This window comes from Asticcacaulis sp. AC460, from assembly GCF_000495795.1.
GTDB lineage: Bacteria > Pseudomonadota > Alphaproteobacteria > Caulobacterales > Caulobacteraceae > Asticcacaulis.
The window spans coordinates 56813-82157 of sequence record NZ_AWGD01000004.1 but is presented as its reverse complement, the minus strand read 5'-3'; the positions used below and the strand labels follow the sequence as shown (position 1 = coordinate 82157).

Here is a 25345-nt window from a genome sequence, read left to right as displayed (position 1 = left end):
TCCCCGCTTGTCATGGGATTGCACGAACCAGCCGTGCCGCCAGCCGGAGCTTAGAGCGCAATCGTCTAACCCACGATCTGCGGGTGCGGCCCAATATAGCGGAGACGGGCCCGGGGCGAACTGCCGGCCTGCATCTGCTCGATGGCATGGGCCAGCCAGCCGGCGCTGCGGCCAATGCCGTACAAGGTCACCGGCGCCTCGCGCGGCAGGTCCAGATGCCGCCCGACCAGGGCCAGCGCCAGGGACATACCGGCGGGCTGACCGGTCAGGTCTTCACCCACCCGCAACACCGTTTTCAGGTCCTCGCCCATCTGCGGGGCTGCCTCGATCAAAGCCTTGGCACGCAAGGGTTCGGACGGCGAGTAGTCCCGCTCGAAACCCGGTAGTTCCAGCCCGCGCTCCAGCAAGGACTTGGCCAGGGCCAGCGGGTTGCCCGTCCGGCGCACCTGGGTGACATAGCTTTCGGCGCGCGAAATCCGTCCACCCAGCTTCGGCGAGGTCATGGTGCCGAAACCGGCAATTAACGGAATGGCCAGAGGCCCCATCGTCGCCGCCGACACCCGCACGGCCAGGGTGGCTTCGTCCAGGCTGGTGTCCGCCGACAACACCAGGGCCCGGCGCAACAGGTCGGTGTCCTTATTGTCATAGACCTTCCAGGCCCGCGCCAGGCGCTGATGGAAGAACAGGCGCGGACCGCCATTGGTCACGGCGTCGACCATTTCGTTCAGCAGACTGGCGGCCTCGTTGCCCAGGTCCCGTTCTGGCTGGATTTCGGTCATCGCCTCTTCTTCCAGGCGCCGGCTCAGCATCGACAGAACCCGCGTGCGCGGCCCACCCGGGAAGTTGACGTCGGGGCGGGGTTTCAAAGGCCCGAAGGGATTGGGGTTGCGGCTCTGCCACAGCAGGGCGGCCACGGTTTCGAAATTCTCGGTCGCCGCCAAGGAAATGCTGTCGCGGCCGCGATAATAATGATGACCCTCGACCGTGATCGAAATCTCGGTATCGATCGCTGCTTCACCGCGGGTGACAGTGCCGCCGGTCAGGCCGGGCGGCAGGGCGTCATAAACCGGCGCCGGACCCATCGGGCCGGCACGCATCGGCACCCGACCGGGCGCGCGGCGCGACAGCCGCTCGATGTCGTCCAGGGCATAGAGGCTTTTTCGAGGGTGGGCCGGGTCGCTCTTGGCCGCGATTCGCTGGCGGCTCACATAGGCATAGAGGGTTTGAGGCTTAACCTCGAGACGCTTCAGGGCTTCAGCCCGGCTAATCCAAACACGTGACATTTACGCAACCTAAAGTAACTTTTCTACGCCTCATGTTTTTCCAAAAAGCGGCAACCACTTTTTGGCATGAGGCTATAATCAAGAATTGATTCGAATCTGATAATATAACGTTTAGAAAAAGAATCCATCATGGATTCACCATTTGTTAACAGTTTTCCCCCGCACGATATCGTGACGGAGAATTATCCGGGTAAAGCCGAAATATGGCCATGATGTTCACCCCCGAATCGACGCCCGACCAAAGGGTACGCCTCGCTTCCGCCCTGTCGGTGGCTGTGGCGTTCGTGCTGGTAGGGCTCAAGGGGTTTGTCCTGATTCAATCCAGTTCGATGGCCATACTGGCGTCCCTGGCCGATTCGGGCCTGGACCTGCTGGCATCGCTGGTGACCTTCTTCGCTGTCCGCTATGCGCGCAAACAGCCCGACAAGGAATTTCCCTTCGGCCACGGCAAGGCGGAAGCCTTCAGCGCCCTGTTCCAGGCCGGTCTGGTTTTCGCTTCGGCGGCCCTGGTCATGCGGGCTTGCTACGACAGTCTGCTCCATCCACAACCGGTTGCACAGTCGGGCCTGGCCATAGGTGTTCTTGTGGTCTCGATACTTCTGACCCTGGGACTGGTCTGGTTCCAGACCGCCGCCTTGAAGGCCAGCGGCTCGGTCGCCGTTGCCGCCGACCGGATGCACTATCTTGGCGACTTGGCCACCAACCTGATTGCTATTGCGGGCATTGCCGTGGCGGCGTTGGGCTTACCGCTGTTCGATACCCTGGCCGGATTCGCCATGGCGCTGCTGCTGGTCTGGGGCGCGGTTCAGGTCCTGCGCGAAGCCGCCGACCAGTTGATGGACAGGAGTCTGAGCGACGACGACGTCGCGCGCATCAAGACCCTGGCAGGGAATGATTCGCAGATTCTCGACGTCCATGCGATTCGGACGCGTCAGGCTGGGCCCTATGTCGCCATCCAGATGCACATCGTGCTCGACGCGGCCTTGACGCTGGAAGCTGCCCACATGCTTTTGCTGGAAGCGGAAAAGCGCGTGCTTGAGGCATTCCCGAATGCTGATATCATCATCCACCCGGATCCGCGCGGCGCGAACATACCGCATGGCGGCGTTTTCGCCGCCGGGCCGGCCAAAGGACACGCATGATCAGTTATTCCCGCCAGTTGTATCACTTCGCCTTCGATCCCCATTCGCGGATCGCCCGCCTGGCGCTGGGCGAAAAGAAGCTGGCCTTTGAGGAAATTCCGGTCAAGTACTGGCAGCCTGACGACACCATACTGCGGCTGAACCCGTCGGGCCTGCTGCCGATTCTGATCGAAACCCCCGAAGGCGATGCCGGCGGCAAGACGCGGCGGTTGTGCGAGAGCCGCGCCGTCATGGAGCATCTGGAAGAGACCTATCCGGAGATCCGGCTGTGGTCAGAGGACCTCAATGAGCGCGGCGAGGCCAGGCGCCTGGTCGGATGGTTCGAGCGCAAGTTCGATTATGAGGTCAATGCCCTGCTCCTGCATGAGAAGATGGAGAAGCGGCTGATCGGCGGCGGACCGCCGGACATCGCCGCCATGCGCGCCGGCCGCGACGCGCTGAAGGACCACCTGCGCTATTTCGAAAGCCTGCTACAGTACCGCAACTGGCTGGCGGGGCAGGTCATGTCCTATGCCGATTTCGCCTGTGCGGCGCAGCTGTCGATCCTCGATTATTTCGACGAGATCAACTGGTCGCGCTATCCGGCGCTGAAGAACTGGTACATGGCGATCAAGAGCCGTCCGGCGTTCCGGCCTTTGCTGAACGACAAGCTGCCCGGCATGGCGCCTTCGGCGCATTACAAGGAACTGGACTTTTAGCCCCTATGGAGCTGGCTGATACCATCCGGCAGGAAGCGCAGAACCTCGGTTTTGCGGCGGCACGGTTTGCCGCCTTGCCGCAGGTGTGGGATGCCGCCGACCGTCTGACGGCGTTTGTCGAGGCCGGCTATCACGGCGATATGGCCTGGATGGAGGAGACGCTGGAACGCCGGCGCCATCCGCGCAACATGTGGTCCGGGGCGCTGTCGGCCTTGGTTTTGGCCTATAATTACGGCCCCGACAGCAATCCGCTGGAATTACTGGAGCAGCCCGAGGTTGCCAATATCAGCGTCTATGCCCGCGGTGATGATTATCACGACCTGATCAAGAAGAAGCTCAAACAACTGGCGACCTGGATCGTGACTCAGACCGGTTGTGAGCTGAAGGTGTTCGTCGATACGGCGCCGCTGATGGAGAAGCCTTTGGCGCAGTTGGCGGGGCTGGGCTGGCAGGGCAAGCATACCAACCTGGTGTCGCGTGAGCTGGGGTCGTGGTTCTTTCTGGGCGTTATCCTCTTCGATCGCGTGTTCGAAAATGGGGTGTCCGAGCGCGACCATTGCGGGTCGTGTTCGGCCTGTCTGAGCGCCTGTCCGACCGAGGCGTTTGTCGGGCCCTACCAACTGGATGCCCGGAAGTGTCTGTCCTACCTGACGATCGAATACCGCGGCGCGTGGTCTGAATCGTTCCGGCATGCAATGGGAAATCGCATCTATGGCTGCGATGATTGTCTGGCGGCGTGTCCGTGGAACAAGTTCGCCAGCGCGGCCGCGGACATCAAACTCCAGACGCGGCAAGGATTTGATAAGCTTTTGCTGACAGACTTGGCGGGGCTGGACGATGCCGCTTTCCGGGCATTGTTCAGCAAATCTCCGATCAAGCGTGTCGGACGTAACACACTTCTCAGAAACGTGCAGTATGCCCTCGGCAATGCCGTTAAAACATCGCAAAAACTGGAAGTGTTGGCGGCTATACGCACCGGTCTGACCGATCTTGACCCGGTCGTACGCGGTGCCGCTGTATGGGCTCTGCGGCAGGCCGGCGAGGACGTTTTCCGGGAGGAATACGAGCGGTATTACGAATCGGAGTCGGATGCCGGTGTCAAGCGCGAATGGGAGGGCCGGTATGACTGAGGTCACGCTCATCACCTTGAGCTACAATTCGGGTATTCACACGCAAAAGTGTCTCCAGGCGCTCAGCGGATTGGGATGTGAGGTTGTGCACGCCGATAATGGTTCGACCGATATCGACATGGATGCCCTGGCGGAAGAGTTTCCGCAGGTCCGCCAGATTCGCAACACGCAGAACCTCGGCTTCGCGAAGGGTATGAATCAGGCCGCCGCGACCGCGACGACGCAATGGATCGGATTCATCAATCCCGATGCCTTTGTCGACCGCGATTGGTTGTGGGCAATGCAACGTGCCATCGACGCGCATCCGCAGGTCAGTATTTTCACGTCGTTGCAGGTCGACGCCGAGCGGCCCGGGGTGATGGATGGGGCGGGGGATTCGGTGACCTTTTTTGGGTTTCCGTACCGGTCGGGGTTTGGGCATCCGGTTGTTCAGATGGAGATGGCGGAGGTTTTCGCGCCGTGCGGGGCGGCCATGCTGATCCGGCGTGAGGTGTTCGAGCGGTTGGGCGGGTTCGATGAGCGTTTCTTCTGTTATTGCGAGGACGCTGACCTGGGGTTTCGGGCGCGGTTGACCGGCGAGGTCACTGTGTTCGTTCCGGAGGCCAAGGTGGCGCATATCGGGTCGGCTTCGACCTCGGTCAGGTCGGATTTCGCGCTCTATCATGGCTATCGCAACCGGTTGTGGCTGTATGCGAAGTCGATGCCGCTGTGGTTGCTGGTTTTGAGCCTGCCGGTGCATGTTGGTCTTACGCTGGTGGGGGCCATCAAGGACACGCTCAAAGGCAAGGCCGGCATTGTCTGGACGGCGATTTTCGACGCGTTGGGCGGCATGGGACCAATTCTTCGCAGCCGCAAAAAAATTCAGCGTGCGCGGACAATAACCGCTTTACGCCTGGCCAAAAGCTTGACATGGAACCCGGTGAAAATCGCCACCCGCGCGATGGATCACCGGAGGCTGCCATGAACCCCGCTTTGGACGACCTGAGGACCCAGGCCTTTGTCGACGACACGGCCAAGATTGTCGATCAGTTCCGCAACGATCCCGAACGTCTGAGCCGGATGAGCCTGGAGGTCGCCGGCCTCTATATTGACGTGTCGAAGCAGAGCTGGACCAAGTCCAGTTTCGACCGCTCCATCGAGGTGTTCGAGCAGTCGGGCCTCAGCGAAGCGCGCGAAAAGATGTGGACCGGCCAGACGATCAATATCTCCGAAGGCCGCGCGGTGCTGCACGTCGCCCTGCGCGACTCGGATGCCGAGAACCTGCGTTTGCGGGGTGCCGAGATCACGTCCGACGTCAAGACCGCCCGCGATGCCATGAAAGCCTATGCCGACGGTATCCGGTCGGGCGCGATCACGGGTTCGTCGGGTAAGCCGTTCAAGACCATCATCCATATCGGTATCGGCGGTTCGGACCTGGGGCCGCGCCTGGTCTTCCAGGCGCTGACCCCGCTGCAGCCGCAGATCGATGTCCGCTTCGTCGCCAATGTCGACGGTTCGGAACTGGCCTTGGCTTTGGCGGGTCTGGATCCGGCCGAGACCCTGGTCATCGCGGTGTCCAAGACCTTCACGACGCAAGAGACCCTGGCCAACTTCCTGACGGCCCGCGACTGGCTGGTCGCCGGGTTGGGTGAAGAGGCAGCGAACAAGCATATGGCCGCTGTGTCGGCCGCGCCGGACAAGACCGGCGCCTATGGTATCGCTGCCGATCGCGTGTTCGGCTTCAAGGATTGGGTCGGGGGGCGGTATTCGCTGTGGTCGGCCGTGTCGTTGTCGCTGATCATCGCTTTAGGTTACGACGTTTATGAGCGCCTTTTGAAGGGCGCCCATGCGATGGATCAGCACTTCCTGACCGCGCCGTTCGATCGCAACGGTCCGGTCCTGTTGGCGGCGGCGCAGTTGTATAACCGCATCGGGTTGGGCCGGCCGTCGCGGGCTGTTATTCCCTATGTGCACCGGTTGCGCCGGTTGGCGGCCTTCCTGCAGCAGCTGGAGATGGAATCGAACGGTAAGCGGACCTCGCCGACGGGTGAAGTGTTACTGACGGCGACCTGTCCGGTGGTGTTCGGCGACGAAGGCACCAATGCTCAGCACGCCTTCTTCCAGATGCTGCATCAGTCGGAAGACGTGGTGCCGCTGGAATTGATTGCGGTTGAGAAGAATGCCGAGGCGTCCGACGATATGCAGAAGAAGTTGCTGTCGAACGTGATCGCCCAGGGTGAGGCCTTTATGGTCGGCAAGTCTTTGGAGACGTCCGTGGCGGAGTGCAAGGCGCTCGGGTTTGATGCTGCCAAGACGGCTCAGATCGCGCCGCAGAAGGTCTGTCCGGGGAATAAGCCGTCGACCCTGGTGCTGCTTGAAGAACTGACGCCGGAGACGCTGGGGGCGTTGTTGGCGCTGTATGAGCATAAGACGTTTGCCGAGGGGATTGTGTTGGGTTTGAACAGCTTCGATCAGTGGGGTGTGGAACTTGGCAAGACCTTGGCCAGTGCCGTGTTGAAGGATTTTGCGGCGGAAGTGCCGGCTGAGCATGATCCGTCGACGGCGGCTCTGATCGCGCGGGTGAAGGGGTAAGGGGAGATGTCCTGCAACTTTGGTAAAGGTTGACAGGACAGTAAGATACCCCTCCGCCGGCTTCGCCGGCACCTCCCCAGCCTCGCCGGCAGGCATCGTGGAGAGGAGGGAGCAAGTCAAACCTTCGCGGATATCCGACTTTACACAAAGTTCACTTGTGCCGCGAAGGGGGCGGTCCTACATCCTGTGAGGCAACAGAGGAGGGACCCCATGGCTCAGTCGCGGCGTACGCATATTCAGTATGTTTTGGCGGGGATGGCCACAGCCCTGGGGTTTGGGACTTCGGCGTATGCGGCTGAGGGGCCGTTCGACGGCACCTGGACGGGGCGGTTGACCGTAGGGTCGGCCAGTCTGCGCCTGCGCCTGGTTATCACCGGCAATGCCGTCAAGCTGATCAGCCTGGACCAAGGCAGTGCCGAAATTCCCGCCGACAGTGTCAAGATCGACGGCAAGGCGATAACGGTCGGCTTCAAGGCGATCGGCGCCGGGTATCAGGGCGAACTCAAGGACGCCGACCATATCACCGGCACCTTTACCCAGGGCGCGCCCATGCCGCTCGACTTCAATCGCGGTGAGGTCATTGAGGAAAGTTCGGCCAAGGTTGAGCCGTTGACGGCGGAAGGCCTGAAGGCGATCCGGGCTGGGGCCGGCACACCGGCGATCGGGGCGGCGTGGCAGGGCAAGTCTTCGGGTAAGCTGGTTGACGGGTTGCGCATGGCGGGTGGGACGACTGCGGTGACGCCGGACGATCAATGGCACTGGGGCTCGATCACCAAGTCGATGACCTCTACCCTGGTGGCGCGTTTGGTCGAAAGCGGCGCCGTGAAATGGGACACGACGGTTGGGGCGTTGCTGGGCGACAAGGCCGGCGCATATAAGGACGCCAATTTCCTGCATCTGCTGAGCCATCGTGCCGGGTTGCAGCCCAATATTCCCGACAGCCGGTTCAACGCCTATGCGCGGGACGGGTTGGCCGATGCCCGGGTTGAGCGGCTGGCCTATGCGGCGGAGGCTTTGGCCGGAGCGCCAGTCGGGCCTTTGGCGGGCCAGACGGCCTACAGCAATAACGGCTATATCGTTGCCGGCGCCATGATCGAGGTCGCGACCGGTAAGAGTTGGGAGACGCTGATCCAGGATCAGGTGTTCAAGCCGCTGGGGATCACCTCGGCCGGGTTTGGGGCTCCGGGCACGGCGGGTAAGGTCGACCAGCCTTTGGGGCACCTGGCCCAAGGCGCTAATCGTATGCCGGCGCCGGTCGGGCCGGGTTTATTGAATGACAATCCCGTGGCTTTGGGGCCTGCGGGTCGGGTGCATATGTCGATGGGCGATATGCTGGTCTATCTGGCGGCCCATCGTGACCGGACGGATCTGTTGAAGCCGGACTCATGGACGAAGCTGCATACCCCGCCGTTCGGTGGGGACTATGCTTTGGGCTGGGTTGTGCGGCCCGACGGCGCGATCTGGCATAACGGGTCGAATACCGTTTGGTACGGCGAAATCCTGGTCGATGCGGCCGCCGGGGTGGTTTGCACCGCCTGTGGCAATGACGCCGCGCCCCAGACCATGGCGGCGGTCGGTCAGGCCTTGATGGCGGCGCGGGCGGCGGCCCTGGTTTGATCCGCAGGCCGGTCTGCGGCGTATCAGGGAGATGATGCGCTCCCTGATCTGTTTCGTAGTGGTGATTTCGCTGACGGCCTGCGGTGGAGGCGGCGGTGGTGGTTCGTCCGCTTCGCCGTCGCCGCCTCCGGCCATCACGCCGCCCGCCGGCATTCCCAATGTCAATCCGCCGGGCGCGACACGGATCGCCTATGGTGCGGACGGCCTGCAGTTCGGGGATTTGCGGATCCCGGCGGCCAGTTTCGGTCCCGGGCCTTATCCGGTCGCCGTAGTCGTGCATGGCGGGTGCTGGACGTCGGGTGTCGGGACATTGGTTTCCAGTGCTTCGTTGGCCGATGCCTTGACCAAGCGGGGGATTGCGACCTGGAACATCGAATATCGCGCCATCGGTGATGCCGGCGGTGGTTATCCGGGTACCTTCCATGACTGGAGCGCGGCGACGGACTATGTCCGGACCCTGGCGGCGACCTATCCGCTGGATTTGAGCCGGGTGGTGCTGGTCGGGCATTCCGCCGGCGCTCATGGGGCGCTGTGGCTGGCGGCGCGGAAGCGGATTGCTGCGGGGAGTGAGTTGGCGGCGGTGGATCCTTTGCCGGTGAAGGCTGTGGTGGCTTTGGATGGTCCCGGTGAGTTGCGCCCGAGCCTGGGTTACAGCGGGTTGTGCAACAATGCGGCTGAGCGGTTGTTGGGCGGGACGCCTGAGGCTGTGCCGGATCGCTTTCGTCAGGCGTCGCCCAGTGAGCTTTTGCCGTTGGGGGTGCCGCAGTATCTGGTGTCGGCGACCTTTCTGACGCCGGGGCCTGCGGCGCGGTATCGCGATATGGCTGTGGCGAAGGGGGATATGGTTACGATCATCGACCAGAGCAGCAGTGGACATTTCGAAATGGTGACGCCAGGGCGGTCGCAGGAGCTGGAAGTCGAGAATACGGTGGTCGGGATTGTGGGGCCGTGAGATTTCCCACTGTCCGTAAGATACCCCTCCACCCCTTCGGGGTCCCCCTCCCCACTTCGTAGGGAGGAGGGAGCTTGGAACTCCCATATGCGGTAGTCCCGCACATGTGGGGGGGGAGAAGTAATGCGTGACTCTGGTTTGGGAGGCTGAGTTGCTGTAGTTTGGGCAAAAGAGGAAAGCTCATGTCCAGACCCGTGGTCGGTGGTGGCCCCAAGAAGGTGCTCTATGCCCTTCAGACGGCGACGAAAATCGGCCTGAATTCCACCGCCAAGGCGCTCACCGCCAAGAACACCTGCAAGGCGTGCGGGTTGGGTATGGGCGGGCAAAAGGGCGGCATGACCAATGAGCATGGCGACTTCCCGTCCGTGTGCAACAAGTCGATCCAGGCCCAGTCGACCGATATCCAGCCCGGAATCCCTATCGAGGTGCTGACCCATCCGTTGAGCGACCTGCGTGAGCTGGACGGGCATGAGCTGGAGCATCTCGGGCGGTTGGCTACACCGCTGTACAAGCCTGCCGGGGCTGATCGGTTCGAGGTCATCGGTTGGGACGCGGCTCTGGATCTGGCCGGGGCGCGGATGCGGGCCACCGCGCCGGATCGGAGCTTCTTCTACAGCTCCGGGCGGTCGTCGAACGAGGCCGGGTTTATCTTGCAACTGCTGGCGCGGGCGTGGGGCACCAACAATGTCAACAACTGCTCCTACTACTGCCATCAGGCGACGGGGGTCGGGCTGGGGACCACGATCGGCACAGGCACTTCGACCGTTGAGCTGGACGATCTCGACCGCTGCGATTTCATCTTCGTTATCGGCGCCAATCCGGCGTCGAACCACCCGCGCTTTATCCATAAGCTGAAAGGGATTCGCGACCGCGGCGGCCAGGTGGTGATCATCAATCCGGCGAAGGAAGCCGGGTTGGTGCGGTTTGCCCTGCCCAAGAATTTGAAGTCGATGGTGACCGGGGGCGACTGGATCGCTTCGGACTATTTGCAGCCGCGTATCGGTTCGGATCTGGCGGTGCTGAAAGGACTGGCCAAGGCGGTTCTGGTGGCGGCCGATGGTGCCTTCATCGCCGCCCATACGACGGGGTTCGGCGAGTTCCTGGCCGATATCGAGGCGACGCCGTGGGAGGAGATTGAAAGCCGGACGGGTCTGGCGCGGGCGGAACTGGAACGGGTGGCGGGGCTGTATGCCCAGGCCGGGTCGGCGGTGTTTGCCTGGGGGATGGGGATCACGCATCACCTCAATGGCTGCGACAATGTCGAATACATCGCCAATCTGGCATTGCTGCGCGGGCAGATCGGCCGGCCCGGGGCGGGGATGCTGCCGCTAAGGGGGCACTCCAATGTCCAGGGCATCGGCACGATCGGGGTCAAGCCGGTGCTGGCGCGCGAGGTGCTGGAGCGGATGGAAAGCGCGTTCGGCATCGTGCTGCCAAAGGGCGGGGGGATGGATACCATGGCCTGCATGCAGGCGGCGCAGCACGGTGAGATCGATGCCGCCGTGCTGATGGGTGGCAATCTGTATGAGGCCAATCCCGACAGCGCCTTTGCGTTGGAGGCGATGGGACGGATCGGGTTCAAGCTGTACCTGACCACGACGTTAAACCGCGGCCATGTCCACGGCATCGGCGAGGGCGAGGTGCTGATACTGCCGGTGACGGCGCGCGACGAGGAATGGCAGCCGACGACGCAGGAGTCGATGTTCAACTTCGTGCGGCTATCGGACGGCGGAATCCGGCGGTTGGATGGGGTGCGGCCGGAAAGCGATATCCTGTGCGACCTGGCGCAGCGGCTCATGCCGGGGTCAGCCGTGGATTTTGCGGCGTTCAAACAGCACCGGACGGTGCGTGAGACGATTGCGCGGATCGTGCCGGGGATGGAGGCCTTGGCCGATATCGATGTGGCGCGACAGGAGTTCCATGTCCGCGGGCGGTTGCTGCACACGCCGGTGTTCAATACAGCGGACGGCAAGGCGCGGTTTGTGGTGCGACCGCTGCCCGCGGTGGAGGAGGCGCCCTTGCTGCTGACCACGGTGCGGTCGGAAGGGCAGTTCAACACCATCATCTATGAGTACAAGGACAGCTATCGCGGCGGGATCGACCGAATGAGCGTGATGCTGAACGCCGACGATCTGGCGCAGCGGGGATTGGCGGACGGCGACGTGGTGACGGTGGAGTCCGATCACGGACGGATGGAGGCGGTTACGGTGCGGGCCTTCGATATCGCGAAGGGCTCGGTGATGGCCTATTATCCGGAAGCCAATGTGCTGGTCGGGACGGCGGTCGATCCGCGCAGCAAGACGCCGGCGTTCAAGGCGACACCGGTGAGGATTTTCAAGGGATGAAAGCTATGGGACTGAGGTTTGCGGGTGCGATGGTTGCGGCGATGCTGTTTGCCCTGCCGGCGGTGGCGGCCGAGCCGGATCGCGACGCGATGTTCCCGGCCAATATGCAAAGCTTCGCTTTGTATGGCGACGGCGCCATACCCAATTCCAAGCCGGGGCCGGACACCGAAAAAGGGACGGGTACGGGATGGGTGCAGCAGGTGTCGCGGCCGATGTTGCAGGTCTACCTACCGGCCAGGGCGAAGGCCACCGGCGCGAGCGTGCTGATCATTCCGGGCGGCGGCTATGCCGGCCTGACGTTTGAATATGAAGGCGTCGAACAGGCCAAATACTTCGTCGATCACGGTGTCGCGGCGATCGTGCTGAAGTACCGGCTCCCGAGTGCTGCGACCATGCCGGACCCGTCGATCGGGCCGATCCAGGATGCGCAAGCCGGGCTGCGGTTTGTCCGGCAACACGCCGCCGAATGGAACCTCGATCCGGCCCGTGTCGGTGTTGTCGGCTTTTCGGCAGGCGGGCATCTGGCCGCCACGCTGGCGACGCATTTCGACACGGCCTATGTCGCCAATCCGGACGCGGTCAGTCTGCGTCCCGACTTCCAGGTTTTGGTCTATCCGGTGATCAGCATGGACCCGAAGATCACGCACATGGGGTCGCGCGAAGGGCTTCTGGGGTTGTCGCCGTCGCCGGAAAAGGTCGCGGAATTTTCGAACGAAACACAGGTCACGGCCCAGACGCCGCCGGCCCTGATCCTTCATGCGGCCGACGACACTCTGGTCGATGTCGACAACGCCATCGTCTATTACCAGGCGCTGCGACATGCCGGCGTGCCCGTGGAGGCGCGATTGTTCGCAAAAGGCGAGCATGGCTTTCCGCTGTTGCCGCGGGATGAGTGGCAGCGGGCGATCATCGACTGGATGACGTCGGAGGGGTGGCTCAGTCCACGGGGGAAGTAGGGGCGGGACAGGAATTTTTTGTGTGCATCAAATAAAATTTTGATGCACACTTGAAAAATGTGTGCAGCAAAAACATAATCGCTGCACACAGGAATATTGATCCACTATGGCCGGACTGGTTTCCCATTCGCGCAGTGCGCAGGTCGCGTATCAGGATCTGTTGCGCTTGCACCTCGATGAGATGGCTTCCGGGGTTGTCGGCAGCATCGAAGAGCGCCATCGTGGAGGGCGCACCTACCTTTACGACAAGTTCCGCGTGGGTACGGAGATGAAGAGCCGTTATCTGGGAGAGGGCACGCCTGAGCTGCGCGCGCGTCTTGCCGATGCCGCCGCTCTTAAGGCGGATGCTGAGGCGCGCCGAGCGACGATGGCGCGGCTGACCCGTGTGTTACGGGCGGAGGGCTTGGTTGGGACGGACCGCGACACAGGATCGTTGTTGCTGGCCTTCGCCCGTGCGGGCGTTTTCAGGCTTGGTGGGACCCTGGTCGGGACGGGCGCCTATGGGTTCTATTCCGCGGAGTTGGGCGTGCGTTTCGACTCGCAGGAACTGGCGCAGACGGGGGATATCGATTTTGCGAGTTTCGAGCGCCTGTCGGTCGCTTTGGGGGATCGCGTCGAGGATACGCCCGATGAGATTTTACAGAAGATGAAGTTCGATCCCGTGCCCAGCCAGGACAAGAGCCAGGTCTGGCGTTGGCGGCAGTCCAAAGGCGAGGCCATGGTCGAATTTCTGACGCCGGCGTTCGGCGAGGAGCGGGTCAAGCCGCTGCCTGCTCTGGGGGTGAGCGCTCAGGCGCTGAATTACCTGAATTTCCTGATTGCCGAACCTATTCATGCCGTAGCGCTCTACCGGTCGGGGGTGTTGGTGCAGATACCGCGGCCGGAGCGCTTTGCCATCCACAAACTCATCGTCGCCGATCGTCGTAAGGGTGGTCCGGACCAGGCCAAGGCGCGCAAGGACCGGGGCCAGGCCGCGTTTCTGACCGAGATTTTGGCGGAAGATCGTCCGGATGATCTTCGGGAGGCTTACCAGGATGCCCTGTCGCGTGGTCCGAGGTGGCGTGAGCGGATCGAGGCCAGTCTGGCGCGCATGCCGCGTACGGCGGAGATTTTGCGGGATTTGGGGTAGTTGAGGTGGGAGAGCCGTGCGACCGTATGGGGCTGAATCGCTGTTAACGACTCTGACCCCTTTTGTTTCTGACGGAGCGCCGGATATTCTGGTCAAACCTGTTCTGCCCAACGGCTTACGGGCCTGCCGATATCGACTCTGACCCCTTTATGCCCCCCTTTTCTCTCACCCCTTTCTTCTCAGACCTTTCTGTATAGGCATAAGGTGTCATACGTCGTCAGCGCAGCCAATGAACGATGTGCGTCAAAATGGTGATCGCCGCTGCGGCCAAGCTGACGATAATGCCAGCGCGACGGAGCACACGAAACATGCGGGGGGAGATGGTGATAAAAGGCCAGACTAGCTTTTTCATTTGTTCCTCTGCGAGTGTTAGACGGAACTCGCGTTGAGGACAATTGGTGCTTTTAGATTTTGAATCTAAGGCGTGCCAAATCATTCCAACAACACGGGAACCGTGGTGGTGTTCAGATAAGACGACGCACTTAGATTGGCCTTTTGACTGTTCTCTATTGCAGAGAATATTACCCTCCAATTGCAGGAGGCAGTCTTTCCAAGTACTTTCGTATTGTTGCGGTAAGCTACATAAAGGTCATTTTCGTCAGCTTTAAATTGGACTCGGTCCAATTTGCCACCGACGGGGAGAGGGAAAAGCCTACCCGCCCCCGTGCGTGTGAAAATCCACCTTCAGTTCAACACTGTCAGCGAATAAAACGTAGCTAGGTGCCAACGAGGCGATTTTCAAGACGCACACTAATTATTTTGATGCTCCTCACGCGAACCGGATTAAGGTCTGCATGGTGGCACGCGCCGCGCGTTCGTCGTCCTTCGTGATATTTTCGTGAAATAACCAGGCAATGAGCAAACCGCCCCGCGCCCATGAAGTCGTGATCGACTGTCAAAAACTAAAGGCTTTGATTGAGCGTTGCGGCCGCACGACCAACGCCCTAGCCAAGGATTGGAATCTAGCCGCGTCCACATTGCATCGGATGGCGGGAGGGAGGGACGACACCCCAACGGCGACAGCATCCGTAACAAATGTCGGCGCCGTCATGAAAGGCGCTCGCAAAACAATGTTGGCAAAAGGTGAAACTGTTGGCCTCAACGATCTGACGGACGATTACCTACTTTGGACAAGCGGCCATGATCCTAATAACGCTGCGCCTATATATGTTGAAGGATCGGTGGGCGACCCAGAGGGGCGACTTAAACTTACGACCGGAACATGGCCCGATGACGGATTAGATTTGCGGATTGATTTTACTCCTGCGTCCCTACATGAGGCGATTTCGGCAGATGTTCGACTTCACTCTGACAATTACACCCTTTGGAACATACGGTTTGAGCATAGTGCTGGAACGTTGGGGGACGGCACCCATTTGCTCCGAAAATTGGACACTGTTTGCCTTGGATCGCGGGCCTTTATCCGGTTAAGGCGCTATTACAATGAATACTATCTGACAGGCTTTGCCGCTTTGCTTCGTGCTAAACCTTACGTACCGAGAATGATGACGGAATCAGCCAAAATTTCAGTGGTGATTATCTCGCATAGTGGCGAAGTTCTAGCCGATAAAATCACCTCGATTAGTTCGATTGACGGGTGATCAAGTTGGACAGAGAGAATTTTTGGGGGAGCCAAGAGTGAAAATAGAGAAAGGGAAAATCTTACCTGGGGAATTTAAAATAGGCGAATACGTCGTAGCCGGCGACCTAACAATAGCTGACGGAAAGTCGAATCTTTATGCGCATAGCCCAGAATTCTTTTTGGGCCGTGACATGGATCATAACAGTGTCTTAGGGATTCTGAGAGGTGGGAGCCATGTGTCCCTAATTAACTGCCTGATACCCCCAATACCAGGTACTCATTCCTCACCAGCAGGAAGAAGTTATTTTTCAGATATTTACCCGCATTACGTTTTGGTGGGGCGGCATCACCTAGATGAGGTGGAGCAAAAAGTCGTTGAAATCTGTTGGCGTCTTGAGGAGCTTCACAACGTTTTTTACGATTTTGATGCCTATGGAAGCAGCGATGTTCCGGAGAAGTATATTGGAGATTTGGTTGCGGACACTGCTTCTAAGTATAACCGCGAGATACCCGTTGGGGAGCATCCACAAATTCTTTACTACACGGGCAGGCACGAACTTTTTCGCTGTGATTTAGAGTTTGGAACGCTGCGGGTTACACACGGTTTGCATTCCTTCATGGGGCAATTCCATACATCCATGTCAAAACGCCTATACTTTAGGCTGGCGTTTGCGCAGCCTGCAGCTTTTTTTGATACCTGGGAAAAGGTTGGCATCCTTACGTCTCTTCTGGAGATCATTATCGGTCGATCCCAGGTCGAGAAAAAACTTTACATTGGCACCACGGACGAGCCACCAACATATTTGCGGGTTTATCCCAGCTTCAAAAGGAAAGTTCGCAAGTTTGGGCGCGACCGTCACGTTAGCCCTCACGATGTCATGATCGACGGGCTGAAAAAGCCGGAGATTTTGGCAAGCATCATCAAGCACTGGTTCGCAACCCAATCTGAGATGGGCGATGCCAGGGGGCGTTTTCAAAATTCATTTCGGAAGGAAAACTACTACAGTATCGATCGCGTAATCGCGGCGGCCAACTTGTTCGACTTGATACCGGATCGTCATTTTCCCAAAAAAGTTGAGTTGCCGGAATGTGTTGTCGAAGCCGTTAAGGCTTGTACTACGATATTCGAGGCGCTGCCCGAATCGTCGTTTCAAAAGACGATATTGGTCGAGCTTTCAAAGCTCGGGGCGTCGAAATTAAAGGAGAAGGTGAAAGTCTGGGCCAAGGATTTGATATCGCAATCAGCAGGCGTCCTTGACGAAATAGAGTACGTCATTGACCGCGCGATTAATTGCCGAAATTATTTTGTCCATGGCGGCAAGAGTGAATTTAAGTACCTGGAGAATACCCAACTTCTATCCTTCCTCGTTAGAACGCTGGAGTTTTGTTACGCGCTACCTGAACTGATGCGAGGCGGCTTAATTTGGGATTACTGGCTGCGGACCTATCGCGGCGGGAATCATCCATTCTCTTCATACGTTTATGAATACGCCGATTGTCTGAAGCTCCTGCAAAAGGAAGTCGCGGCGCACAAAGAGGCCGTCAAACTGGCAAAGAAGCCTAACCCCTAGCGGCGGAGAATAAGAAGGGGCAATCTGGCCGCTTTCGATGTGATTGACGGCCTTTGCAGATCAGTCCCACTCTTCCCTAAGCGGTCTCGCTCCTGTACAGGCCTGCGCAACGCCGCGTCAGGCGGACCTCCTCCCCTTTTCAGTCAGTTACGTACCGCATGATCCGTCTCGACAATATCAGCAAGCAGAACGGCCACCAGATCCTGTTTATCGACGCGTCCATGGGCGTCCTGAAAGGCGAAAAAGTCGGCCTGGTCGGGCCAAATGGCGCCGGCAAGACCACGCTGTTTCGGATGATCACCGGCCAGGAACTGCCCGATGACGGCCAGGTTGCCATCGATGCCGGGATGACCATTGGCTATTTCAGCCAGGATGTCGGCGAGATGTCCGGCCAGAGTGCAGTCGCCGCGGTGATGGATGGGGTCGGGCCGGTCAGCGCTTTGGCCAGCGAGATGGCGAAGCTGGAGGCCGCCATGGTCGATCCGGACCAGGCCGACGAGATGGACGCCATTATCGAGCGCTATGGCGAGGTGCAGGAGCGGTTCGAGGAGCTGGACGGCTATGCGTTGGAAGCGCGGGCGCGCGAGGTTTTGGCCGGGTTGAGCTTCAGCCAGGAACGCATGGACGGCGATGTCGGGTTGTTGTCCGGCGGGTGGAAGATGCGTGTGGCTTTGGCCCGTATTCTGTTGATGCGGCCCGACGGCATGTTGCTGGACGAACCCAGCAACCACCTGGATCTGGAAAGCCTGATCTGGCTGGAGGCGTTTCTCAAGGATTATGACGGCGCGTTGTTGATGACGTCGCACGACCGAGCCTTCATGAATCGCATCATCGGCAAGGTGGTGGAGATCGACGGCGGGTCGTTGATCACCTATTCGGGCGATCTCGATTTTTATGAGCAGCAGCGGGCGCTCAGCGAGAAGCAGCGCCAGGCGCAGTTCGAGCGCCAGCAGGCGATGCTGGCCAAGGAAATCAAGTTCATCGAGCGGTTCAAGGCGCGGGCTTCGCATGCCGCCCAGGTGCAGAGCCGGGTGAAGAAGCTCGACAAGATCGAACGGGTCGAGGCGCCGCGCCGGCGGCAGTCGGTGCAATTCGAGTTCCGCTCACCGCCGCGGTCGGGCGATGATGTGCTGAATTTGCGGGGCGTGCATAAGAGCTATGGCAGTCAGTCGATCTATGCCGGCTTGGATTTCCAGGTGCGGCGCAAGGAGCGGTGGTGTGTTTTGGGCGCCAATGGCGCCGGCAAGTCGACCCTGCTGAAGCTGGTGGCTGGGGCGACGGCGGCCGACAAGGGGACGGTGAGCGTCGGGGCCAGCGTCAAGATGGGCTATTTCGCCCAGCATTCGATGGATTTGCTGGACGGCGAGGAGACGATTTTCGAGTCGCTGGATGGATCGTTCCCGCAAGCGGGGCAGGGGGCTTTGCGGACTCTGGCCGGGTGTTTCGGGTTCTCAGGCGATGACGTCGAGAAGCCGTGCCGGGTGTTGTCGGGTGGTGAAAAAGCGCGCTTGGTCATGGCCAAGATGTTGTTCGATCCGCCCAACCTGTTAGTTTTGGATGAGCCGACCAACCACCTGGATATGGCGACCAAGGAGATGCTGGTGGCGGCTTTGGCGGATTTCGAGGGCACCATGTTGTTCGTGTCGCACGACCGGCATTTCCTCGGGGCTTTGTCGAACCGGGTGTTGGAGCTGACGCCGGACGGGGTGCATGTGTACGGTGGTGGGTATACGGAGTATGTCGAGCGGACCGGGCAAGAAGCGCCGGGGCTGCATCCGGGCGGGTAGGGGCGGTGAAGATCCGGTGAGTTCGGTGGGATCGGCATCTTACGTAATACCCCTCCACCGCTTCGCGGTCCCCCCTCCCCGGAAACGGGGCGGGAGAAGGAAGGGCGGACCGGAGCGCGCTTTCCGCGCTGAAAATTTATGCGGTTTGAATTTACCTGATCGCCATGTTGCCTCAGCACACCCTCAGCATCAGTATCAACCGGCCGCCCGAAGTCGTCTATGACTTCGCCTGGCAACCCGAAGCCTTTATGAAATGGGCCAGCGGGTTGGCCAAGACCCTGGTTCAGGCCAAGGGCAAGTGGATCGCTCATACGCCCAACGGGCCGGTGCAGGTGCGTTTCACGCCGCATAATCATTTCGGCATACTGGATCACTGGGTCGTGCCGCCGACTGGCGAAGAGACCTATATCGGGTTGCGCGTCATCCCCAACCAGGCCGGCAGCGAGGTCGTCTTTACCTTTTACCGGACGCCGGAGATGGATGACGCGACCTTCGAAGCCGACCGGGAGACGATCCGCGCCGATCTGGAGACGTTGAAGGGGATTGTCGAGGGTGGGGCTATTTCCCCTGGATATCCAGAAGCTCAACCTTGAAGACCAGGACGCTGTTGGCGGGAATTTGGTCACCCATGGCGCGTTCGCCATAGCCCAGCTCCGCCGGGACATACAGCATATAGCTGTCGCCCTTATGCATCAGCGGAATGCCCATCCGCCAGGCCGGGACGACCTGGTTCAAAGCGAAGCTGGCCGGCTGGCCGCGCTTGAACGACGAGTCGAAGATGCGGCCGTCGACCAGCTGGCCTTCGTAATTGACCAGGACGGCGTCGGTGTCCTTCGGCTTGGGCGCGTTGGGGTTGGGGCTGGAGAGGACCTTGTACATCAGGCCTGACGGCAGGGTGACGACGCCCGGTTCCTTGGCGGTTTTGGCCAGGAACTCCTGGCCGGCCTTCAGATTGAGCGCGGCTTCGGCGTCCTGGGACGCCTGATAGGCGGCCAGTTCCTGTTCCAGCGAGGCGTCGTCGCGGCTGCACGCCGTCAGGGTGGTCAGGATGGCCAGTGTGCCGGCGATGAGAAGGCGCATGGAGGGTACCTTTGAGGGTGATTTGAGCTGGCCGGCAGTGAAAGAAAGTAAGATACCCCTCCACCGCTTCGCGGTCCCCCTCCCCACTTCGTGGAGAGGAGGGCGTTTGCGAATTCCGGCTGTGGTGCCTTTTACTGCGCGCCGATGCCGTACAGGCGAACGCGGAAGATCAGGGTCGAGTTGGGCGGGATGTCGGGGCTCAGGTCACGCTCGCCATAGGCCTGGCTGGCCGGAGTGTAGAGCAGGATCTCGTCGCCGACATGCATCTTGGGGATGGCTTCCTTCCAGGCAGGGATCAGGCGGCTCAGCGGGAAGTTGGCCGGTTGGCCGCGCTCGAACGACGAGTCGAAGACGTTGCCGTTGATCAGGCGGCCTTCGTAATGGATGGTGACGTTGTCGGCCACGGTCGGTTGGGCGCCGGGCTTGGGGGACGACGAAATCACGCGGTACATGACGCCCGAGGGCAGGACGACGACGCCGGGTGTTTTGGCGACGCCGGCCAGGTAGTCCTGGCCGATCTTCAGGTTGTCTTCGGCCGGGGTGGCGGCGTGAACGGCGCCGGCCGACAGGGCCAGGGCGATGGCGGCGGCTTTAATCCATACGTAGGGCATAGCCCGTGCTCCTCAAGGCTTCTGAAATTTCAAAGGCGTGGCGTGCGTCCTGGGTTTCGACCATGATGTCGAACTCCGCCCCCTTGGCCGGCACATCGAGGACCAGGCGGTTGTGCGCCACGTCGACGATATTGCCCCCCTTGGCGGCGATGGTGTCCGCCATCAGCGACAACATGCCGGGGCGATCGTCGCCCAGGATGCGATAGGTGACAAGTCGTTTTTCGCGGACCAGCTCTCTTTGCAGCACGGAGGCCAGCAGGCGCAGGTCGATATTGCCGCCGCACAGGATGGTACCTACGTTCTGGTCCTTGAAGCGTTCCGGGAAGCGCATGATGGCGCCCAGGCCGGCGGCGCCAGCCCCTTCGGCCACGGTTTTCTCGACATTGGCGTAGGCCGCGATGCCGCGTTCGAAGTCGGCTTCGTCGATGACCACGACGTCGTCGACATGCGGATTGGCCAGTTCGAAGCTGAGGTCGCCGACTTCTTTCACCGCGATGCCTTCGGCAATGGTCGATCCGCCCATGGGGACCGGCATGCCGCGGCGGCGGGCGGTGAAGGACGGGAACATGGCGGCTTCGACGCCGATGACCTTGATCCAGGGTTTGATGGCCTTGGCGGCGATGGCGACGCCGGCGATCAGGCCGCCGCCGCCGATCGGCACCAGAAGGGTGTCGAGTTCCGGCGCCTGTTGCAGCATCTCGATGGCGATCGTGCCCTGGCCGATGATGACGTCCCGGTCGTTGAACGGGTGGACGTAGACGCCCTGGCGCTCTTCGCACAGGGTCTGGGCGGTGGCGGAGGCTTCGTCGTAGCTCTTGCCTTCGATGACGACATTTGCGCCGAAGCTCTGGGTCTTCTGGACCTTCACGAAGGGGGTGCCGACCGGCATGACGATGGTCGCGGGAATACCGAGGCGCTGGGCATGGTAGGCCAGGCCCTGGCCGTGGTTACCGGCTGAGGCCGCGAAGACGCCGCGGGCGCGTTCTGAATCGGAGAGGGTGAGGAGCTTGTTGAGCGCGCCGCGTTCCTTGAAGGCCGAGGTATATTGCTGGTTTTCGGACTTGACCCAGATCTTGCGGTGGGTGGAGGCCGACAGCCGCTGCGAGAAGGTGCACGGAGTCCGGACGATATGGCCTTCCAGCCGTTTTGCCGCCGCTTCGATGTCCTGGAATGTAACGCTCATGGGGCTGGGCCATAACGTGTTGAGGCGGGAAAGTCCAATGGTTGTAAGGAAGAAAGGAAGATACCCCTCCACCGCTTCGCGGTCCCCCTCCCCACTTCGTGGAGAGGAGAAGTAAGCAAGATCCGTAATTAGTTGCAAATGAAATTAATAGCGCAATATTTGGATGATGGACTAACCACTATGTTAGATTTTTCCACGCTTTTACAAAATTTGAAGGGCTGAAGTTGGATTTTTCCCTGAGAAGGGCCTATTGAGGCTGCGTCGATATGTGCCGGGAGGCCGAAAATGACGAAAAACTTCTATTCACCCGCTTCGCATGGCTTTGTGAGAGTCGCCTGTGTGACGCCCAAGGTGCATCTGGGTGATCCGCTCGCCAACCTGGCCGAGCATCTGGTGTTGGCGGAACGCGCCGATGCGGCGGGCGCCGATATCGTCGTTTATCCGGAGCTGAGCCTGTCAGCCTATTCGCTGGACGATCTGTTTACGCAGGAAGTTTTGCTGGATGCCGTTCAGCAGGCCCTGGCGGAGTTGATTGCGGCGTCGGTGAAGATCCGGCCCTTATTGGTCGTTGGGTTGCCGCTGCGGGTTGAGGGGGCGCTGTATAATTGCGCGGCGGTCGTGGCGAACGGCAAGGCTTTAGGCGTCGTGCCGAAGAGCTATCTGCCGAATTATCGTGAGTATTATGAGCGGCGCTATTTCGCTTCGGGCGTCGGGGTCGCGAACCGTATGGTCGATGGCGTTCTGTTCGGCACCAAGCAGGTGTTCGCGGCGGAAGGCTCGGCTTTTACGTTCGGGGTCGAGATCTGCGAGGATCTGTGGGTGCCGCAGACGCCGGCAACCGCCCTGGCTGTGGCGGGCGCCAATCTGATCGTCAATCTGTCGGCATCGCCCGTGGTCATCGGCAAGTCGCGGGCGCGCAAGCGGTTGTGCGCGGCGGCGTCGGAGCGGTTGTTCTGCGCTTATGCATACAGCGCAGCGGGACCGGGGGAGTCGACGACCGATCTGGCGTGGGACGGGCAGTCGCTGGTCTATGAGCTGGGTAATCTAGTGGCGGAAGGTGAACGGTTTACCTCGGATTCGTTGCTGTTGGCCGATGTCGATCTGGAACGGGTGGCGGCCGAGCGGTTAAAGACCGGGACGTTTCATGACTCGGGGCAGGGGTTCGCGGCGGATGTGGTGCGTACGGGCTTTGACTGGCGGCCGCATCAGTTGACGGATTTTCATCGCCAGGTGGCCCGGTTCCCTTATGTGCCCGACGATGCGTCGAAGCTGGACGAGGACTGCTACGAGGCGTTCAATATCCAGGTGCATGGTTTGATGCAGCGGCTGTCGTCAACCGGCGTGCACGATGTCGTCATCGGCGTGTCGGGTGGGCTGGATTCGACCCATGCGTTGATCGTGGCATGTAAGGCCTTCGACCGGCTGGGGATAGCGCGGGCGAATATTCACGGTTACACCATGCCGGGGTTCGGGACATCGACGGGTTCCAAGAACGATGCGCTGAAGCTGATGAAAGCCTTGGGAATTTCGGCCGAGGAGCTGGATATCCGGCCGGCGGCCAAGCGGATGCTTATGGATATCGGTCACCCCTATGCCCAAGGCGAAAAGGTCTACGACATCGTCTTTGAAAATGTTCAGGCGGGGTTGCGGACCGATTTCCTGTTCCGGCTGGCCGGGATCAAGAAGGGGTTTGTCGTCGGGACGGGGGATTTGTCGGAGATGGCCCTGGGGTGGTGCACCTACGGTGTCGGCGACCATATGAGCCACTACAATGTCAATTGCGGGGCGCCCAAGACCTTGATCCAGCACCTGATCCGTTGGGCGGCCAATCGCGAGTTCGACGCGAAAACCGGGCGGATATTGACGTCGGTGCTGACGCGCGAGATTTCGCCGGAGCTGATCCCGATCGAGGCCGGTCAGATCCAAAAGACCGAGGACAAGGTCGGGCCGTATGAGCTGCAGGACTTCAATCTGTATTACATCACGCGGTTCGGGTTGAAGCCGTCCAAGGTGGCGTTTTTGAGCTACCGGGCGTGGAAGGATAAGTACGAGCTGAAGGTCATCCGGAAGTGGCTGGAGGTGTTTTTGTACCGGTTCTTCACCATTTCGCAGTTCAAGCGGTCCGCTGTGCCCAATGGGCCGAAGCTGATTTCCGGTGGGGCTCTGTCGCCAAGGGGGGACTGGCGAGCGCCGTCGGATGGTAATGCGAAGATCTGGCTGGATGAGTTGAAAGCGAACGTGCCGGAGTGATAATTGGAGCTGAGTGGTGGCGGGACTGACCAAAGATACCCCTCCGCCGGCTTCGCCGGCACCTCCCCACTGCGTGGAGAGGAGGGAGTTTGTGAAGTCTCCGGCTCTCTATTTTACTCTTTTTGCGGTGCCGTTGAAGCTGCAGGTGGCGCCGTGGTAGGTCGCGCAGGTTTCCGTCTCGGTGACCGTTAATGTGTCGCCGTTCTTCCGTATACGGAAGACACAGGCGGCGACGCCTTCGGGCTGGAGCGTCAGTTCCAGTTCGTTGGCCGAAATGGGCTTCGAAGCCAGGCCGCCGTCGCCCAGGCCGACATCGCCCGTACAGCCGTCCGGCTGCCCTTCGACCAGGACGATTTTGCGCGAGGCGTCGATACGCACCATCAGGTCGCCTTCGTACTTGCCCGGCCAGGGATCTGTCACCGGCGGGGCGGCGGAGGCAATGGTGTCTTCGGGAGACTGTGGTTTGGGCGAGCAGGCCGCCAGAGCCAGCAGCAGGATCAAGGCGCGTTTCATGATTTCAGCTTCTCCGCCAGCAACCGGGCTTCGGGGGCGCGACTCGATCCCGACCGCCAGATGACGACAATATCGCGGAAAGCATGGTCCGATTTCAAGGGCCTGATCGTGACATCGTCCGCCGGTACCATGCCGGACTCGACCGCCATGGCCGGCAGCAGCGACACACCAAGACCCGAGCCGACCATCTGCACCAGGGTGTTCAGCGAGGTCGCCGCAAACCCGCCGCCGGCATAGGCCGACAGCGATTCGTTGGCGCCCGAAGCTCCGGTCCACGAGCAGGCGGCCATGGCGTGATCGCGCAGGCAATGGCCGTCTTCCAGCAGGATCAGTTCTTCGCCTTTCAGCGCTTCGGGGGTGATTTTGGCTTCGCGGGCCAGCAGGTGGTCGTGCGGCATGGCGGCGACGATCTCGTCACGCGCCACAAAGGCGTGGTCCAAGCCGGTCAGGTCGTAGGGCAGGGCGATGACCGCGGCGTCCAGCGCGCCGGTTTTCAAGGCGCCGATCAGGCGGGCCGTCTGGTCTTCGCGCAGGAACAAGCGCAAGTCGGGAAATTCGTGGCGTAGTTTGACGAGTGCCTTGGGCAAAAGGAAGGGCGCGATGGTCGGGATGACGCCCAGCCGGAAGCGGCCGGTCAGGGGTTTGTCGGCGCCGTGGGTGGCTTCGACCAGGTCTTCGGCGCGGGCGAGGATGTCTTCGGCGCGTTTCAGGGTCTCTTCGCCGATGGCGGTCAGGATGATCTGGCCGCGCGCGCGGTCGACCAGGCGGGCGCCCAGGATTTTCTCCAGTTCTGCAATACCCGAGGACAGGGCCGGTTGCGAGACATAGGCCTTTTCGGCCGCCGCCATGAAGCTTTTGTGTTCGGCCAGCAGTTTCAGGTATTGCAACTGGCGCAGGGTGGGCAGGATATGCAAAGGACTCTCCGTTGCCCTTGAATATGGATGG

Annotated in this window: 22 protein-coding genes; 15 read left to right on the top strand and 7 right to left on the bottom strand. The window is 60.7% G+C overall.

All coding sequences use genetic code 11. The features are described 5' to 3' along the window. Positions 1-65: 65 nt before the first annotated feature. Positions 66-1283 carry a citrate/2-methylcitrate synthase gene (locus ABAC460_RS28040; protein ID WP_023451913.1) on the bottom strand — a complete coding sequence of 406 codons (1218 nt, stop codon included), beginning with the start codon at positions 1281-1283 and terminating at the stop codon, positions 66-68. A 209-nt stretch (positions 1284-1492) separates the two neighbouring features. Between ABAC460_RS28040 and ABAC460_RS28035 the strand changes: the two genes are divergently transcribed. The 10 genes from ABAC460_RS28035 to ABAC460_RS27990 all read left to right on the top strand — a co-directional run bounded on the left by ABAC460_RS28035 (position 1493) and on the right by ABAC460_RS27990 (position 13823). Further along, a complete protein-coding gene (locus tag ABAC460_RS28035; protein ID WP_235075750.1) occupies positions 1493-2425 on the top strand; it encodes a cation diffusion facilitator family transporter in 933 nt (310 codons plus the stop codon). Next, the gene (gene fzlA / locus ABAC460_RS28030) at positions 2422-3123 is read left to right on the top strand and encodes an FtsZ-binding protein FzlA (RefSeq protein ID WP_023451911.1); all 702 of its coding nucleotides are present in this window, start codon (positions 2422-2424) and stop codon (positions 3121-3123) included. The genes ABAC460_RS28035 and fzlA overlap by 4 nt, the downstream gene beginning before the upstream one ends. 5 nt (positions 3124-3128) lie before the next feature. Next, entirely contained in the window at positions 3129-4253 is a 1125-nt protein-coding gene (gene queG, locus ABAC460_RS28025) for a tRNA epoxyqueuosine(34) reductase QueG (RefSeq protein WP_023451910.1), read from the top strand. Beyond that, entirely contained in the window at positions 4213-5217 is a 1005-nt protein-coding gene (locus tag ABAC460_RS28020) for a glycosyltransferase family 2 protein (protein WP_369794070.1), read from the top strand. Before queG ends, ABAC460_RS28020 begins: the two co-directional genes overlap by 41 nt. After that, positions 5214-6824, top strand: a complete 1611-nt coding sequence (gene pgi, locus ABAC460_RS28015) for a glucose-6-phosphate isomerase (RefSeq protein WP_023451908.1) — start codon at positions 5214-5216, stop codon at positions 6822-6824. The genes ABAC460_RS28020 and pgi overlap by 4 nt, the downstream gene beginning before the upstream one ends. A gap of 210 nt (positions 6825-7034) precedes the next feature. Beyond that, on the top strand, positions 7035-8441 hold the full coding sequence (locus tag ABAC460_RS28010; protein ID WP_023451907.1) for a serine hydrolase domain-containing protein: 1407 nt from the start codon (positions 7035-7037) through the stop codon (positions 8439-8441). Between the two features lie 34 nt (positions 8442-8475). Then, a complete protein-coding gene (locus ABAC460_RS28005) occupies positions 8476-9393 on the top strand; it encodes an alpha/beta hydrolase (RefSeq protein WP_023451906.1) in 918 nt (305 codons plus the stop codon). A gap of 182 nt (positions 9394-9575) precedes the next feature. Next, entirely contained in the window at positions 9576-11738 is a 2163-nt protein-coding gene (locus ABAC460_RS28000) for an FdhF/YdeP family oxidoreductase (RefSeq protein ID WP_023451905.1), read from the top strand. Between the two features lie 5 nt (positions 11739-11743). Then, on the top strand, positions 11744-12694 hold the full coding sequence (locus ABAC460_RS27995; RefSeq protein WP_031236343.1) for an alpha/beta hydrolase: 951 nt from the start codon (positions 11744-11746) through the stop codon (positions 12692-12694). Positions 12695-12800: 106 nt separating this feature from the next. After that, a complete protein-coding gene (locus ABAC460_RS27990) occupies positions 12801-13823 on the top strand; it encodes a nucleotidyltransferase family protein (RefSeq protein WP_023451903.1) in 1023 nt (340 codons plus the stop codon). A gap of 217 nt (positions 13824-14040) precedes the next feature. On the opposite strand, the gene ABAC460_RS51010 is transcribed toward ABAC460_RS27990, so the two are convergent. Next, positions 14041-14175: a hypothetical protein gene (locus ABAC460_RS51010; protein WP_023451902.1), complete on the bottom strand. Its 135-nt coding sequence runs from the start codon at positions 14173-14175 to the stop codon at positions 14041-14043. Positions 14176-14677: 502 nt separating this feature from the next. On the opposite strand from ABAC460_RS51010, the gene ABAC460_RS49520 reads away from it, so the two are divergent. From ABAC460_RS49520 to ABAC460_RS27980, 4 genes are all read left to right on the top strand, one after another. Then, positions 14678-15424, top strand: coding sequence for a hypothetical protein (locus ABAC460_RS49520; protein ID WP_155914562.1), 747 nt, complete (start codon positions 14678-14680; stop codon positions 15422-15424). A gap of 37 nt (positions 15425-15461) precedes the next feature. Continuing rightward, on the top strand, positions 15462-16976 hold the full coding sequence (locus tag ABAC460_RS49515; protein WP_155914561.1) for an ApeA N-terminal domain 1-containing protein: 1515 nt from the start codon (positions 15462-15464) through the stop codon (positions 16974-16976). Between the two features lie 158 nt (positions 16977-17134). Continuing rightward, entirely contained in the window at positions 17135-18763 is a 1629-nt protein-coding gene (abc-f, locus tag ABAC460_RS27985) for a ribosomal protection-like ABC-F family protein (RefSeq protein ID WP_023451900.1), read from the top strand. Positions 18764-18927: 164 nt separating this feature from the next. Continuing rightward, entirely contained in the window at positions 18928-19356 is a 429-nt protein-coding gene (locus tag ABAC460_RS27980) for an SRPBCC family protein (protein ID WP_023451899.1), read from the top strand. Here ABAC460_RS27980 and ABAC460_RS27975 read toward each other — a convergent pair. From ABAC460_RS27975 to ABAC460_RS27965, 3 genes are read right to left on the bottom strand one after another with little or no spacing between them, the layout of a single operon-like run. After that, positions 19322-19930 (bottom strand): FKBP-type peptidyl-prolyl cis-trans isomerase, encoded by a 609-nt coding sequence (locus ABAC460_RS27975; RefSeq protein WP_369794069.1) that lies wholly within the window; start codon positions 19928-19930, stop codon positions 19322-19324. The two genes, ABAC460_RS27980 and ABAC460_RS27975, sit on opposite strands and share 35 nt — an antisense overlap. Positions 19931-19974: 44 nt before the next feature. Continuing rightward, on the bottom strand, positions 19975-20454 hold the full coding sequence (locus tag ABAC460_RS27970; protein WP_023451897.1) for an FKBP-type peptidyl-prolyl cis-trans isomerase: 480 nt from the start codon (positions 20452-20454) through the stop codon (positions 19975-19977). Beyond that, entirely contained in the window at positions 20435-21637 is a 1203-nt protein-coding gene (locus tag ABAC460_RS27965; protein ID WP_023451896.1) for a threonine ammonia-lyase, read from the bottom strand. Before ABAC460_RS27965 ends, ABAC460_RS27970 begins: the two co-directional genes overlap by 20 nt. Before the next feature lie 285 nt (positions 21638-21922). Here ABAC460_RS27965 and ABAC460_RS27960 point away from each other — a divergent pair, with 285 nt between their 5' ends. Beyond that, positions 21923-23887 (top strand): NAD(+) synthase, encoded by a 1965-nt coding sequence (locus ABAC460_RS27960; RefSeq protein WP_023451895.1) that lies wholly within the window; start codon positions 21923-21925, stop codon positions 23885-23887. A gap of 108 nt (positions 23888-23995) precedes the next feature. On the opposite strand, the gene ABAC460_RS27955 is transcribed toward ABAC460_RS27960, so the two are convergent. Both ABAC460_RS27955 and ABAC460_RS27950 read right to left on the bottom strand, forming a co-directional pair. Continuing rightward, positions 23996-24400: a hypothetical protein gene (locus ABAC460_RS27955; protein WP_023451894.1), complete on the bottom strand. Its 405-nt coding sequence runs from the start codon at positions 24398-24400 to the stop codon at positions 23996-23998. Continuing rightward, complete coding sequence (locus ABAC460_RS27950; RefSeq protein WP_031236341.1) at positions 24397-25308, bottom strand: hydrogen peroxide-inducible genes activator; 912 nt, start codon at positions 25306-25308, stop codon at positions 24397-24399. The genes ABAC460_RS27955 and ABAC460_RS27950 overlap by 4 nt, the downstream gene beginning before the upstream one ends. Positions 25309-25345: the final 37 nt, after the last annotated feature.

Excerpts from the sequence above, each read along its gene's own strand:
- ABAC460_RS28040 (WP_023451913.1), bottom strand. The coding sequence starts at position 1,283 with ATGTCACGTGTTTGGATTAGCCGGGCTGAAGCCCTGAAGCGTCTCGAG.
- ABAC460_RS28035 (WP_235075750.1), top strand. The coding sequence starts at position 1,493 with ATGATGTTCACCCCCGAATCGACGCCCGACCAAAGGGTACGCCTCGCT.
- fzlA (WP_023451911.1), top strand. The coding sequence starts at position 2,422 with ATGATCAGTTATTCCCGCCAGTTGTATCACTTCGCCTTCGATCCCCAT.
- queG (WP_023451910.1), top strand. The coding sequence starts at position 3,129 with ATGGAGCTGGCTGATACCATCCGGCAGGAAGCGCAGAACCTCGGTTTT.
- ABAC460_RS28020 (WP_369794070.1), top strand. The coding sequence starts at position 4,213 with ATGCCGGTGTCAAGCGCGAATGGGAGGGCCGGTATGACTGAGGTCACG.
- pgi (WP_023451908.1), top strand. The coding sequence starts at position 5,214 with ATGAACCCCGCTTTGGACGACCTGAGGACCCAGGCCTTTGTCGACGAC.
- ABAC460_RS28010 (WP_023451907.1), top strand. The coding sequence starts at position 7,035 with ATGGCTCAGTCGCGGCGTACGCATATTCAGTATGTTTTGGCGGGGATG.
- ABAC460_RS28005 (WP_023451906.1), top strand. The coding sequence starts at position 8,476 with ATGCGCTCCCTGATCTGTTTCGTAGTGGTGATTTCGCTGACGGCCTGC.
- ABAC460_RS28000 (WP_023451905.1), top strand. The coding sequence starts at position 9,576 with ATGTCCAGACCCGTGGTCGGTGGTGGCCCCAAGAAGGTGCTCTATGCC.
- ABAC460_RS27995 (WP_031236343.1), top strand. The coding sequence starts at position 11,744 with ATGGGACTGAGGTTTGCGGGTGCGATGGTTGCGGCGATGCTGTTTGCC.
- ABAC460_RS27990 (WP_023451903.1), top strand. The coding sequence starts at position 12,801 with ATGGCCGGACTGGTTTCCCATTCGCGCAGTGCGCAGGTCGCGTATCAG.
- ABAC460_RS51010 (WP_023451902.1), bottom strand. The coding sequence starts at position 14,175 with ATGAAAAAGCTAGTCTGGCCTTTTATCACCATCTCCCCCCGCATGTTT.
- ABAC460_RS49520 (WP_155914562.1), top strand. The coding sequence starts at position 14,678 with ATGAGCAAACCGCCCCGCGCCCATGAAGTCGTGATCGACTGTCAAAAA.
- abc-f (WP_023451900.1), top strand. The coding sequence starts at position 17,135 with ATGATCCGTCTCGACAATATCAGCAAGCAGAACGGCCACCAGATCCTG.
- ABAC460_RS27980 (WP_023451899.1), top strand. The coding sequence starts at position 18,928 with ATGTTGCCTCAGCACACCCTCAGCATCAGTATCAACCGGCCGCCCGAA.
- ABAC460_RS27970 (WP_023451897.1), bottom strand. The coding sequence starts at position 20,454 with ATGCCCTACGTATGGATTAAAGCCGCCGCCATCGCCCTGGCCCTGTCG.
- ABAC460_RS27965 (WP_023451896.1), bottom strand. The coding sequence starts at position 21,637 with ATGAGCGTTACATTCCAGGACATCGAAGCGGCGGCAAAACGGCTGGAA.
- ABAC460_RS27960 (WP_023451895.1), top strand. The coding sequence starts at position 21,923 with ATGACGAAAAACTTCTATTCACCCGCTTCGCATGGCTTTGTGAGAGTC.
- ABAC460_RS27955 (WP_023451894.1), bottom strand. The coding sequence starts at position 24,400 with ATGAAACGCGCCTTGATCCTGCTGCTGGCTCTGGCGGCCTGCTCGCCC.